The following is an 11,951-nucleotide window of genomic DNA, read 5'->3' as shown; positions in this document are numbered from 1 at the left end:
GCCACGGATCTTGTTCAAGGACAGAAATCACCCACCTGGGTCGGGAGTCATGTTGGAAAGTTACTACCGCGAGCTGATGGGCTTCCTCAACGCCAGGCTTGGCAACCGCCAGGTCGCCGAGGACGTTGCCCATGACGCCTTTGTGCGGGTGCTGGAGCGCCCCAGCGCTCCTCCCATCGAGCAGCCGCGGGCCTTCCTTTATCGCACGGCGCTGAATCTGGTGATCGACGACCATCGGCGTAACCAGCTGCGTCAATCCGAACCCCTGGAAGCACTCGACCAGCAAGAGCACTGCTTCAGTCCGTCACCGCAGGCGAGCCTGGATCAGGGGCAGCGCCTGGAGATGCTCCAGCGAGCCCTGGCGGAACTGCCCCGGCTGTGCCGCGAGAGTTTTCTGCTGCGCAAGCTTGAAGGTCTGTCCCATGTGCAGATTGCCGAGCATCTGGGCATTTCCCGCAGCCTGGTGGAAAAACACATCGTCAATGCCATGAAGCATTGCCGGGTGCGCCTGCGTCAGTGGGAAGCTCAGTGACCAGCGGCGCACGCTGGCGGCGCTGAGCCTGGTGTAGTGGCGGCTGACTTTTGTTTGCCGGACCGCCGGGGCAGTGGGTTAAATTTTTTTTCATCGTCCTCGTTCCTACTCAACAGACGACCTGTTGGCCCTCAGGGGCCGGCCAGGTCACCGGCGTAATTCCCCGCGTTGAGGGGCTTCTCCAGAGGACACTGGACATGACACAGGCAATGGCATCGGCCATCGTTCACGATTTGATTGGTATCGGTTTTGGTCCCTCGAACCTGGCGCTGGCCATTGCGCTGGAGGAGCGCGGCCAGGTTCAGGGTCCTCTGGACGTGCTGTTTCTCGACAAACAGGCCGATTATCGCTGGCACGGCAATACCCTGGTGACCCAGAGTGAACTGCAGATTTCCTTCCTCAAGGATCTGGTCACCCTGCGCAACCCCACCAGCCCTTACTCGTTCGTCAACTACCTCAAGCACCATGGACGCCTGGTGGACTTCATCAACCTCGGGACCTTTTATCCGTGCCGCATGGAGTTCAACGACTATCTGCGCTGGGTCGCCGCTCAATTCAAGGACCAGAGCCGCTACGGCGAGGAGGTTCTGGCCATCGAGCCGCTGCTGCACAACCAGCACGTCGAGGCGCTGCGGGTCATCTCGCGCAATGCCCAGGGGGAAGAGTTCATCCGCAGCACTCGCTCGGTGGTGGTCAGCGCCGGTGGAACACCGCGGATTCCCGAGACCTTCAAGGCGCTCAAGGGCGACCCTCGGGTGTTCCACCATTCTCAGTACCTGGAGCGCATGGCTGAACAACCTTGTGTCGCCGGCAAGAAGATGAAAATCGCCATCATTGGTGGCGGTCAGAGTGCGGCGGAGGCCTTCATTGATCTGAATGACAGTTTCCCGTCGGTGCAGGTGGAGATGATGATCCGTGGCTCGGCACTCAAGCCAGCCGACGACAGTCCCTTTGTCAACGAAGTGTTCTCGCCCGAGTTCACCGACCTGGTGTTCCAGCAAGCCAGCAGTGAACGTGAGCGCCTGGTCAACGAGTACCACAACACCAACTATTCGGTGGTGGACATCGACCTGATCGAACGCATCTACGGGATCTTCTATCGCCAGAAAGTCTCGGGGATCGCCCGTCACGCATTCCGCACCCTGACCCTGGTGGAAAAAGCCGTGGCTACCGATCAAGGCATCGAGTTGGTGCTGCGCAACAATGCCACCGGCGCCTGCACCACTGAAAACTACGACGCGGTAGTGCTGGCCACCGGTTATGAGCGCCAGATGCATCGGCAGTTGCTGGCGCCTCTGCAGGAATACCTGGGCGACTTCGAAGTGGACCGCAACTATCGGGTGATCACTGACGAACGCTGCAAGGCCGGTATCTACATGCAGGGCTTCAGCCAGGCCAGCCATGGCCTGAGCGACACCTTGCTGTCGGTGCTGCCGATTCGTGCCCAGGAGATCGCCGATTCGCTGTACGAACATGGCAAGACCCGCGGTCACAGTCGCTCGGTCCGCGACCTGCTGCTGGCCACCGCCAGCTGACCGGCGCCACGGCCGCTCTTGCGTGGCCTGCGCGGACGGGCGCCAAGGCATTCTTGCAGAGCTCTTCGCCGGCAAGCCGGCTCCTGCCGTTCGGGGTTATCCCGGGTGTTTTTTGCAGGAGCCGGCTTGCCGGCGAAGGCGTTCCTGAACCTTGGCTCGAGAATTTTTCGATTCCTCTTGCCGCGTCGTGGTGGCCAGCGGCAAGTTTCGGGTTTGCGGCGTACTGCTTGTAACTTGCTGCTTGTAGCTTGCCGCTAGTCGCCAAGAGGATTTTCGCCATGCAGGCCCTGCACAACATCAACCTGGACTCGCTGATCGATACCCTGGTCAGCCTCAGCGCGGCTTTTATCCTTGGTGGCCTGATCGGCTTTGAACGCCAGTACCGGCAGCGCACCGCGGGCTTGCGCACCAACGTGCTGGTGGCGGTGGGCGCGGCGATTTTCGTCGACATGGCCAACCGCCTGGGCGGTGCCGACGGCGCGGTGCGGGTGGTGGCCTACGTGGTGTCGGGCATCGGCTTTCTCGGCGCCGGGGTGATCATGCGCGAGGAGGGCAACGTCCGCGGGCTGAACACCGCCGCCACCCTTTGGGCTTCGGCGGCGGTGGGCGCCTGTGCCGGTGCCGATCTGGTTCTTGAAGCCCTGCTGGGCACCCTGTTCGTGCTGGCCGCCAATACCCTGTTGCGGCCCATCGTCAACAACATCAACCGCCAGCCACTGGACGTGATCTCCGCCGAGGTCACCAACATCGTCTACGTCATTGCCCAGCGTTCGAACCAGAAGGCCGTGTTCGCCTTGCTGGAAGCCGAGCTGACGCGCAGCAATTACCCGGCCAGCGATGTCGATGTGCATGCTTTTGGCAACGCTGAAGTGGAAATCGAGGCGACTCTGGCCAGCACCTCGGTGGACGGTGAAGAACTGGATGCGCTGGTGGCGCGGCTGTCCACTTCGGCCCTGGTGCAGCAGGCATTCTGGAGCCCGAGCACCACCGAGTGATAGGGGCTCGATGATGGCTGGCCTGTTGTCTTTTGCTGTTCTCAGAGACCTGTGGTGGGTTCTGGGAAAAGCCTTACAAAACAACAAGACCTTTCAGTCTCCTACCCCTCTGCTAAAAAAACCGGGCGGCGATTAAGGTAGTCAGCGACTTAGAAAGAGCTAGCGGTTGTGCTTGTGCAGTAGCTGACTTGTCCGAAAAAACTACGGCAAGAGCATGCTGGGCGTGGTTTTCAGATTAATCCTAGAGAAAACCTACAGGCACTTCCCTAGCCTTCTAGCGACCTAGGAGGAAAGGCCGGCAGCCGCCGGTCGTAGTCTCAAAAGCAGGATCCAGAAATGTCCAATAGAGCGCTGCGCATACTGATTGCCGATGATCAACATTTTCATCGGATGCAGATCGAACGAACCTTGAATCAACTGAGTTACTACCGCATTGCCCCCGTGCACACGCTGGAGGAGCTGCTTTCGCTGGTGGAGTACGCCTGCGATCCGTTCGACCTGCTGATCATCAACGGCAGCCTGGCCATCCACAGCGGTTTCGATCTGCTGGACTTCTGCCTGGACAACCCTCAGCTCGGTCACGCCTTGATCTATGACAGCCAGCGCTTTCCACCCATCCCCAGCAGCCTGCGGCACCGGATCCAGGCCAGCCGCGCCCAGTTGCCCGACAGCGAGGCGATCCGCCGCTTGATGCTGCAGATCGATCCCCCAGTGTTCAGGGGCGCCAGATCAGGCATTCAGTGGCTGCCGGAATTGCAGCACGGCGGCTGGCGCGCCAGTGCCAATTGATTGAACCGCGCTCTATGCAAAACGGCATCCCCAGGGGATGCCGTTTTACGTTGCGCTTCGGGCAAGGCGTCGCTGAGCAGGCGAGGCCGGGTTCAGGCCATGTCGCTATGGCTGAACTCCTCGCCGAGAAAGTCGATCAGGCTGCGTACCGAAGGCAGCAGGCCGCGGCGTGACGGGAAGATGGCGTGGACGATCCCGCAGCGCGGCGCCCAGCCGGGCACCAGTTCCAGCAGGCGCCCGGCGTCCAGGTCCTCGCGGACCACCACCTTGGGCAGATGGGCGATGCCGACGCCCGCCAGCACCGCATGGCGCAGGGCCAGCAAGTCGTCGGTGACCATCCGCGGCCGATGGCGGATCAAGGCTTCGGCGCCGTCGGGCCCCAGCAACTGCCATTGGTATTCGCGTTGCGCCGCTCCCCAGTGCAGGCTCGGCAGGCCACTGAGATCTGCCGGTGTGGCCGGGCTCGACAGGCGCTGGAGAAAGTCCGGATGGCCCACCAGGCTCTGGGTGCTGTTGCCCAGTACCTTCATCACCAGATCGGTGTTTTCCAGGGGCGGGAAGCGCACTCGCAGGGCAATGTCGAAGCCCTCGTGGATCAGGTCGACCCGGCGGTTGGTGCTTTCGATGAACAGCTCGACCAAGGGGTACTTGAGCATGAAGCGGGTAAGCATCGGCCCGACCCAGGAATTGAGCAGGGCCGTGGGGCAGGCCACGCGCACCAGGCCTTGAGGTTCGGAGCGATTGCGTTCGATGACTTCCGCCGCGCCCTCGGCTTCCACCCGCATGGCCAGGCAGCGCTGGTAATACTCCTGGCCGATCTCGGTCAGCGAACAGTGGCGGCTGGTGCGCTGGATCAGGCGCACGCCGAGGCGCTCCTCCAGCTGGGCAATCCGTCGGCTGAGCTTGGACTTGGGCATGTCCAGGGCGCGCCCGGCGGCGGCGAATCCTCGGTGCTCCACCACTTGGGTGAAGTAGTAGAGGGTGTTCAGGTCTTCCAAGATCGTTCTCCAAATAGAACGCTAAGGGCGATTTTTGCAGTCTAGCGCGGCAAAGGTGTGAGTTTTAAGGTGTGTCCATCAGATAGTTCTGGAGGACGACATGAAAAACATCATCGGCATCTACACCAGCCCCCGGCCTCATTGGGTCGGTGACGGCTTCCCGGTCCGCACCCTGTTTTCCTACGACAACCTGGGTCAGCACATCAGCCCGTTCCTGCTGCTGGATCACGCCGGCCCCGCCCAGTTCAGCCCCACCAGCACCCGCCGTGGGGTCGGTGAACATCCCCATCGCGGCTTCGAGACAGTGACCATCGTCTACGACGGCGAAGTGGAACACCGTGATTCCACCGGCAGCGGCGGCAAGATCGGTCCGGGCGACGTGCAGTGGATGACCGCCGCTTCGGGGATTCTCCACGAGGAGTTCCACTCCGCCGATTTCGCCCGGCGTGGCGGCAATCTGGAAATGGTCCAACTGTGGGTCAACCTGCCGGCGAAGGACAAGCTCGCAGCCCCCGGTTACCAGACCATCGTCGCGGCGGATATTGCGCAGCTCCCGCTGCCCGGCCATGCCGGCAGCCTGCGCCTGATCGCTGGTGAGTTCGCCGGCCAGCGCGGCCCGGCGCGGACCTTCACCCCCATTGACGTCTGGGACATGCGCCTGCTGGCCGGCAAACACCTGGAGCTGCCCCTGCACCCGGGGCGCAACACCGCTTTGGTGGTGCTGCGTGGCACGGTGCAGGTCAATGGCCAGGAGCGGGTCGCGCAAGGACAGTTGGCACTGTTGGAGCGCGGGGGCGACCTGATCAGCCTGCAAGCCGACAGCGACGCGATTGTGCTGTTGCTCAGCGGCGAGCCCATCGACGAACCCATCGTCGGTCACGGCCCGTTCGTGATGAACAGCGAAGAGGAGATTCATCAGGCCTTTGTCGATTTTCAATCGGGACGCTTCGGCCAGATGGACGCTACCGGTCACTGACCGGCAGCGCTGGCGCGGCGCGCTTGGCCGACTAGGCTCTGCGAGTCGCGCGCTACCCCCCAATGTCCGCCCTCACGCAGCAGGCGCGGCCATGGGTTTAACCCCAGCCGGGTTACCCGGCATCGATCATTAACGAGGGCTTACCATGACTAACGCCTACAAACGTCTCGACAAGGAAAATGCCGCTGTTCTGCTGGTTGATCACCAGGCCGGCCTGCTGTCGCTGGTCCGCGATATCGAGCCTGATCGCTTCAAGAACAACGTGCTGGCCCTGGCCGACCTGGCCAAGTACTTCAAGCTGCCGACCATCCTCACCACCAGTTTCGAAACCGGCCCCAACGGCCCGCTGGTGCCGGAGCTCAAGGCGCTGTTTCCCGACGCGCCGTACATTGCCCGTCCCGGCCAGATCAACGCCTGGGACAACGAAGACTTCGTCAAGGCGATCAAGGCCACCGGTAAGAAGCAACTGATCATTGCCGGGGTGGTCACCGAAGTCTGCGTGGCGTTCCCGGCACTCTCGGCCCTGGAAGAAGGCTTTGAAGTCTTTGTGGTCACCGATGCCTCCGGCACCTTCAATGCACTGACCCGCGACTCGGCCTGGAACCGCATGTCCAACGCTGGCGCGCAATTGATGACCTGGTTTGGCCTGGCCTGCGAGCTGCATCGCGACTGGCGCAACGATGTCGAAGGCCTGGGCACTCTGTTTTCCAACCATATCCCCGACTACCGCAACCTGATGACCAGCTACAACACCCTGACCCAAGGCCAGTAAAGCCCCGGCAGCGGCGGGCATCGCGCCCGCTGTTGCGTGGCATGGCCTGAGCCCCATGCAGACGGCGCCCTGGCCGGACGATGTGCCGTTGCACCTGGCGGCCATCGGTTTGCAGATCGGCTGGCGGCAGGGGCGGCCAGCGATCACCTGTTCATCATCGAGTCCGGCGTGGTGTCGGTGACCATGCAGCGTGACGGCCAGCCCTTCGAAGCCGGGCCCATGAGCCCGGGTGAAGTGATTGGCGAAGCGGGCGCGGTGGCCGAGAGGGCCACGATCGCGCAGTTCTCGGCGAAGACCTTCTGCAGCCCCCAGGTCTGAAGGCGCGGTTTCTCATTTGAAGTAGGCCCGGGGCGTGGTGCCGGTCATGGCCTTGAAGAAGGCGATAAAGATGCTGTCACTGGCAAAGCCCAGTTCGAAGGCCGTGTAGCCGATGCTGCGGCCGGTGGCCAGCAACTCGATGGCGCGCATCAGCCGCCATTGCTGACGCCATTGCTGGTAACCCAGGCCGGTCTCGCGCTGAAAGATGCGGCCGATGGTGCGGCTGCTGGCGCCGACCCGGGTGGCCAGCACCTTTAGCTCCGGTGGCAGGTGCTGCAGGTCTTCCAGCAGCGGCTGCAGGCGCTTGTCCCGGGGCAGCGGCAAGGACAGCGGCTGGTGCAGCGCAGCGCCGATTTCCTCCAGGCACAGGCCCAGCAGGTGTGGGTAGCGGCCCTGGCTCCAGTCGCAATCGAACGCCGCCAGGGCCATGGGTTCCAGCACGGCGCGCAGCAGGGGACTGACATCGATCACCGCCACGTCCGCCGGCAGGCGCGGACTGAGTTCGACACTGAAATACAGCGAGCGGTAATCCACGCTCTGTTGCATCTGCGCCCGGTGCTGCACCCCACCGGGAATCCAGGCCGCCCGCGAGGGGGGCAGCAGGCACAGGCGGTCGGCGAGGGTGATCCGGGTGCAGCCCTTGCGGGTGTACAGCAGTTGCCCGCGACGGTGCCGGTGCAGGCCGGAGTCATGATCGCCGAGGGTGGCGGCAACGCCGATCACCGGTGCGCTGAAGGGGTCCGGGTCGAAGCGTGCCTGGGGATCGAGCCATGCCATCTTTGTCCGATTTCCACTGTTTATTGGCCGGATTGCGATAATACGCCAGCCGCGCCTGCCTAGAATCGCCGGCATGTTTTTTTGCCGAGCACCCACCTGATGAATCCCCGTTCCCTGTTGCCCCTGGCCATGGCCCTGCTGATGTTCCCGCAGATCGCCCAGACCCTCTTCAGCCCGGCCCTGACCGATATCGGTCGGGCCTTTGGCGTCCCGGCGCAGCAGGCGGCCCAGAGCCTGTCGGTGTTTATCCTGGGGTTCGCGCCGGGGGTGGTGCTCTGGGGACGCCTGAGCGATCGCTGGGGGCGGCGCCCGGCCTTGCTTGGCGGGCTGGCGCTGTATGCCCTGGCGCTGGTCCTGGAGTTGCAGGCCCGCAGCTTTGCCCAGCTGTTGCTGTGCCAGGGCCTGGCGGCCCTGGGCGTGGCTGCCGGTTCGGTGGTGACCCAGACCCTGCTGCGGGACCTGTTCCAGGGTCGCGAACTGATCCGAGTGTTCTCGCTGATGGGCATGGTGCTGGCGGCCAGTCCCGCTATCGGCCTGTTCGCGGGAGCGGCCCTGAGCCGCGCTTTTGGCTATCAGGGCGCACTGACGGGGTTGCTGTTGCTGGCCCTGGCGTTGTTCGGCTGGTGCGCCCGGGCCTTGCCGGAAACCCGTCCGCCTGCGCAGCCTCTGGCGCCCCTGGCCGGCACCTTGTGGCAGATGCTGCGGGACCCCGCGATCTGGCGCTCGGCGCTGCTGGTGGCGGTGTTCAACCTGGCCTTGCTCAGCTATTACAGCCTCGGGCCCTTTGTGTTCCGTAGCCTGGGGCAAGGCGCGCAATGGTTCGGTTACAGCGGCGCGTTGCTGGCCCTGGGCTCCGGCCTGGGCGCCTGGCTCAATCGCCGGCTGTTGGGCCGGGGCTGGTGCAGCGAGCGGCTACTGGTATTGGCAGCCCTGGCGGTGTTGGCCGGAGGTGGCGGGGTCTTGGCCTTGCAGCACAGCCTGTGGTTGGTGCTGCCGATGCTCGGGGTGGTGCTGGGCTTTGGCCTGGCGATCCCGAACATTCTCGGCTCGGCCCTGGCGGCCTACAGCGACCGGCTGGGCAGCGCCGGAGCCTGGTTCGGCTTGTTCTATTACCTGCTGATCGGCGCCGGCCTGCTGCTGGTGGGTTGGGGGCAGGCCCTGGGCCCGCGCCTTTGCCTGTGCGGCGCGGTGGCTCTATTGCTGTGCCTGGGTGCACGCCGCCGCACATGAAAGCCGGGTTTGCGACACGCGGTCGCCGCACCGTCCCTGAAGGGTCCATTGTTTGACCATGATCAAGCCGTTGCCCGGCGCATCCGCGCAGCCTGTTGGCAGATCTGTGCAACGGCGCAGCCCCTTCCCGGAAATGGAGATCGGCAACATGGCCAAGATGAAAGCTGCGGTATTCGTGGAAAAGAACCGCATCGTCCTGGAAGACAAGGACATCCCCGAAATCGGTCCGCTGGACGCCCTGGTGCGCATCACCACCACGACGATCTGCGGCACCGACGTGCACATCCTGCGCGGCGAATACCCGGTGGCCAAGGGCCTGACCATCGGCCACGAACCGGTGGGCGTGATCGAGCGCCTGGGCTCCCAGGTCCGCGGTTTCCATGAGGGCCAGCGGGTGATCGCCGGGGCCATCACCCCCAGCGGCCAGAGCTACGCCTGCCTCTGTGGCTGCGGCTCCCAGGATGGGCCTGACACCCGCCATGGCTTTCGCGCCACGGGCGGCTGGAAGTTCGGCAACACCATCGACGGCTGCCAGGCCGAGTACGTGCGAGTGCCGGACGCCCTGGCCAACCTGTGCCCGATTCCCGACGGTCTGAGTGACGAAGAAGTACTGATGTGCCCGGACATCATGTCCACCGGCTTCTCCGGCGCCGAGCGCGCCGAAGTCAATATCGGCGACAGCGTCGCGGTGTTTGCCCTGGGGCCCATCGGCCTGTGCGCGGTGGCCGGGGCCCGGCTCAAGGGCGCCACCACCATCATCGGCGTCGACACCGTGGCCGCGCGCATGAGCGTGGCGCGCGGGTTGGGAGCGACCCATGTGGTGGACTTCAAGCAGGGCGACGTGGTCAAGCAGATCATGGACCTCACCGACGGCCGCGGGGTCGATGTGTCGATCGAGGCCCTGGGCACCCAGGGCACCTTCGAGTCGGCGCTGCGGGTGCTGCGCCCGGGCGGCAAGCTGTCGAGCCTGGGGGTCTATTCCTCCGACCTGCGCATCCCGCTGGATGCCTACGCCGCCGGCCTCGGCGACCTGAGCATCCTCAGTACCCTGTGCCCCGGCGGCAAGGAGCGCATGCGCCGCTTGATGGAGGTGGTCGCCAGTGGCCAGGTGGACCTCAAGCCCCTGGTCACTCACCGCTTCAAGCTCGATGACATCGAAGCCGCCTACGAACTGTTCGCCAGCCAGCGCGACGGCGTAATGAAGATTGCCATCACGCCATGATCCGAGCACCGGGTGGCCTTGATGCATATCAAGGCGCCCGGGGCCGTCTGCCTCGACACTCAGGCCCATCAACGTCCAAGGAGGTCAACCATGAGCCAGTACCAGCGTCTGTTGCTGATTGCCGATCCCCAACAGCATCAGTCTCCCGCGGCGCGCCGCGCTGCCGCCCTGGCCAAGGCCAGCGGAGCGGCCTTGCATGCCCTGGTGTTCGTCGAACCGCCGGCGCGTACCTACCTGTGGGAAGAGCACCTGGAAGAAAGTGAACGCCAGGCCTACCTGCAACGCCATGAGCGCTGGCTGCAGGTGGAAGCCGAATGGATGCGCGAGCAGGGGGTGGAAGTCACCACCCAGGTGATCTGGAGCACCCAGGTGCTCAAGGACATGCTGGCCTACATCAACGAATTCCAGCCTGACCTGCTGATCAAGGACGTGACCCTGGAATCGGCCCTCAAGCGGGTTTTCGTCACCCCCCTGGATTGCCACCTGCTGCGTGAAGCCCCGGTGCCGGTGCACCTGGTCAACGACGCCCCGCACAAACTGCCCCGGCGCATCGTCGCCGCCGTCGACCCGGCCCAGTCCGACACCCAGATCAGCGGCCTCAACGGCCTGATCATCCAGACCGCCAACGCCCTGGCCCTGCAATGCGATGCGCAATTGCACCTGCTGTATGCCTACGACCTGATGCCGATGCTCGACGGCGTCGCGCCGGTGGCGTCCACCGCCTGGAGCGTCAACTGCCTGGACGAGTTGCGCGATTCCCTGCACAAGGAGTTCGAGCGCCTGGGCGATGAACACAACGTGCCCCAGGAGTTTCGCCATTTCATCATGGGGCCGCCGGTGCCGGGCATCGCCCAGTTCGTCGACGAGTACCTGGTGGACGTGGTGGTCATGGGCACCGTGCACCGCACCGGTTTTGGCCGGCTGATCGGCAGCACCACCGAGCGTGCCCTGTACTCGATGCCGGGCAGCATCCTGGCGGTGAAGGCGCTGAGCCCGAACTGAAATCCCCGCTCTGACCCCGCCAGCGGCGAGCCTCAGCCCGGCTCGTCGCGCTGGCTGCCCGGCAGGTACGGCAGCAGCCGCGCGGTCTCCTTGCGCACCACCGCGTAGCACTCGCAGCTGTGCTGTTCCAGGCGCGGCCGGTCGAGGACGTTGATGCGTCCCCGGCTGTACTCGATGATGCCCTGGCGCTGCAGTTTGCCGGCGGCCTCGGTGACCCCTTCACGGCGCACCCCGAGCATGTTGGCGATCAACTCCTGGGTCATTACCAGTTGGTTGCCCGGCAGGCGGTCCAGGGACAGCAGCAGCCAGCGGCACAGTTGCTGGTCGATGGAGTGGTGGCGGTTGCACACCGCGGTCTGGGCCATCTGGGTGATCAGCGACTGGGTGTAGCGCAGCATCAGCAGGAGCATCTCGCCGTGGCGGTTGAACTCGTCCTTGAGGCGCTGCCCGGGCAGGCGCAAGGCATGCCCGGCGCTTTGCACGATGGCCCGGCTGGTGGTGCTCTCGCCGCCCATGACCAGGGACACGCCCACCAGCCCTTCGTTGCCCACCACGGCGATTTCCGCCGAGGCGCCGTTCTCCATCAGGTACAGCAGCGACACCACCGCGTCCGTGGGGAAATACACGTGGCGCGGGATATCCCCGGACTCGTAGAGCACCTGGCCCAGGGCCAGGGGCACCGGCTTGAGGTGGGGCAGCAGGCGCTCCTGCACCTCGGCCGGCAGTGCGTTGAGCAAGTGATTGGGCCCGAGCCCAAGGTTGTCGAACATCTCAGAACCACCGGATGGCAAGGCGTCAGCGCTCA

General features: G+C 64.4%; 12 protein-coding genes and 1 pseudogene. 10 read left to right on the top strand and 3 right to left on the bottom strand.

The features are described 5' to 3' along the window. Positions 1-49: 49 nt before the first annotated feature. The 4 genes from WIN67_RS20785 to WIN67_RS20770 all read left to right on the top strand — a co-directional run bounded on the left by WIN67_RS20785 (position 50) and on the right by WIN67_RS20770 (position 3,851). The gene (locus WIN67_RS20785; protein ID WP_102880153.1) at positions 50-532 is read left to right on the top strand and encodes a sigma-70 family RNA polymerase sigma factor; all 483 of its coding nucleotides are present in this window, start codon (positions 50-52) and stop codon (positions 530-532) included. A gap of 197 nt (positions 533-729) precedes the next feature. Beyond that, positions 730-2,067, top strand: a complete 1,338-nt coding sequence (locus WIN67_RS20780) for a lysine N(6)-hydroxylase/L-ornithine N(5)-oxygenase family protein (RefSeq protein WP_339069980.1) — start codon at positions 730-732, stop codon at positions 2,065-2,067. 278 nt (positions 2,068-2,345) lie between these two features. Beyond that, the gene (locus WIN67_RS20775; RefSeq protein WP_339069979.1) at positions 2,346-3,062 is read left to right on the top strand and encodes an MgtC/SapB family protein; all 717 of its coding nucleotides are present in this window, start codon (positions 2,346-2,348) and stop codon (positions 3,060-3,062) included. Between the two features lie 336 nt (positions 3,063-3,398). Continuing rightward, complete coding sequence (locus WIN67_RS20770; protein WP_306399334.1) at positions 3,399-3,851, top strand: response regulator; 453 nt, start codon at positions 3,399-3,401, stop codon at positions 3,849-3,851. A 92-nt stretch (positions 3,852-3,943) separates the two neighbouring features. On the opposite strand, the gene WIN67_RS20765 is transcribed toward WIN67_RS20770, so the two are convergent. Then, positions 3,944-4,852, bottom strand: coding sequence for a LysR family transcriptional regulator (locus WIN67_RS20765; protein ID WP_102880157.1), 909 nt, complete (start codon positions 4,850-4,852; stop codon positions 3,944-3,946). 97 nt (positions 4,853-4,949) lie between these two features. Between WIN67_RS20765 and WIN67_RS20760 the strand changes: the two genes are divergently transcribed. The 3 genes and pseudogenes from WIN67_RS20760 to WIN67_RS20750 form a co-directional block, all read left to right on the top strand. Then, on the top strand, positions 4,950-5,825 hold the full coding sequence (locus WIN67_RS20760; RefSeq protein WP_339069978.1) for a pirin family protein: 876 nt from the start codon (positions 4,950-4,952) through the stop codon (positions 5,823-5,825). Between the two features lie 145 nt (positions 5,826-5,970). After that, positions 5,971-6,597, top strand: coding sequence for an isochorismate family cysteine hydrolase YcaC (gene ycaC, locus WIN67_RS20755; protein ID WP_102861744.1), 627 nt, complete (start codon positions 5,971-5,973; stop codon positions 6,595-6,597). Between the two features lie 120 nt (positions 6,598-6,717). Then, positions 6,718-6,903, top strand: a pseudogene (locus WIN67_RS20750) (cyclic nucleotide-binding domain-containing protein); the annotation flags it as partial. Positions 6,904-6,927: 24 nt separating this feature from the next. Here the strand turns inward: WIN67_RS20750 and WIN67_RS20745 are convergent. Next, positions 6,928-7,692: a helix-turn-helix transcriptional regulator gene (locus WIN67_RS20745; protein ID WP_339069977.1), complete on the bottom strand. Its 765-nt coding sequence runs from the start codon at positions 7,690-7,692 to the stop codon at positions 6,928-6,930. A 99-nt stretch (positions 7,693-7,791) separates the two neighbouring features. On the opposite strand from WIN67_RS20745, the gene WIN67_RS20740 reads away from it, so the two are divergent. From WIN67_RS20740 to WIN67_RS20730, 3 genes are all read left to right on the top strand, one after another. Then, complete coding sequence (locus WIN67_RS20740; RefSeq protein WP_339069976.1) at positions 7,792-8,922, top strand: MFS transporter; 1,131 nt, start codon at positions 7,792-7,794, stop codon at positions 8,920-8,922. A 148-nt stretch (positions 8,923-9,070) separates the two neighbouring features. Then, positions 9,071-10,144, top strand: a complete 1,074-nt coding sequence (locus WIN67_RS20735; protein WP_053152835.1) for an NAD(P)-dependent alcohol dehydrogenase — start codon at positions 9,071-9,073, stop codon at positions 10,142-10,144. Between the two features lie 90 nt (positions 10,145-10,234). Then, positions 10,235-11,146: a universal stress protein gene (locus WIN67_RS20730; RefSeq protein ID WP_102880161.1), complete on the top strand. Its 912-nt coding sequence runs from the start codon at positions 10,235-10,237 to the stop codon at positions 11,144-11,146. Between the two features lie 32 nt (positions 11,147-11,178). On the opposite strand, the gene WIN67_RS20725 is transcribed toward WIN67_RS20730, so the two are convergent. Further along, a complete protein-coding gene (locus WIN67_RS20725; RefSeq protein WP_102880162.1) occupies positions 11,179-11,916 on the bottom strand; it encodes a Crp/Fnr family transcriptional regulator in 738 nt (245 codons plus the stop codon). Positions 11,917-11,951: the final 35 nt, after the last annotated feature.

The organism is Pseudomonas idahonensis, assembly GCF_037903935.1.
Classification (GTDB): Bacteria; Pseudomonadota; Gammaproteobacteria; order Pseudomonadales; family Pseudomonadaceae; genus Aquipseudomonas; species Aquipseudomonas danubii.
This window is presented reverse-complemented; position numbering and strand designations above follow the sequence as displayed.

What these genes read in the sequence shown, in the direction of transcription:
- WIN67_RS20775 (WP_339069979.1), top strand. Translation starts at nt 2,346, where the DNA reads ATGCAGGCCCTGCACAACATCAACCTGGACTCGCTGATCGATACCCTG.
- WIN67_RS20740 (WP_339069976.1), top strand. Translation starts at nt 7,792, where the DNA reads ATGAATCCCCGTTCCCTGTTGCCCCTGGCCATGGCCCTGCTGATGTTC.
- WIN67_RS20770 (WP_306399334.1), top strand. Translation starts at nt 3,399, where the DNA reads ATGTCCAATAGAGCGCTGCGCATACTGATTGCCGATGATCAACATTTT.
- WIN67_RS20760 (WP_339069978.1), top strand. Translation starts at nt 4,950, where the DNA reads ATGAAAAACATCATCGGCATCTACACCAGCCCCCGGCCTCATTGGGTC.
- WIN67_RS20735 (WP_053152835.1), top strand. Translation starts at nt 9,071, where the DNA reads ATGGCCAAGATGAAAGCTGCGGTATTCGTGGAAAAGAACCGCATCGTC.
- WIN67_RS20780 (WP_339069980.1), top strand. Translation starts at nt 730, where the DNA reads ATGACACAGGCAATGGCATCGGCCATCGTTCACGATTTGATTGGTATC.
- ycaC (WP_102861744.1), top strand. Translation starts at nt 5,971, where the DNA reads ATGACTAACGCCTACAAACGTCTCGACAAGGAAAATGCCGCTGTTCTG.
- WIN67_RS20730 (WP_102880161.1), top strand. Translation starts at nt 10,235, where the DNA reads ATGAGCCAGTACCAGCGTCTGTTGCTGATTGCCGATCCCCAACAGCAT.
- WIN67_RS20785 (WP_102880153.1), top strand. Translation starts at nt 50, where the DNA reads ATGTTGGAAAGTTACTACCGCGAGCTGATGGGCTTCCTCAACGCCAGG.
- WIN67_RS20745 (WP_339069977.1), bottom strand. Translation starts at nt 7,692, where the DNA reads ATGGCATGGCTCGATCCCCAGGCACGCTTCGACCCGGACCCCTTCAGC.
- WIN67_RS20725 (WP_102880162.1), bottom strand. Translation starts at nt 11,916, where the DNA reads ATGTTCGACAACCTTGGGCTCGGGCCCAATCACTTGCTCAACGCACTG.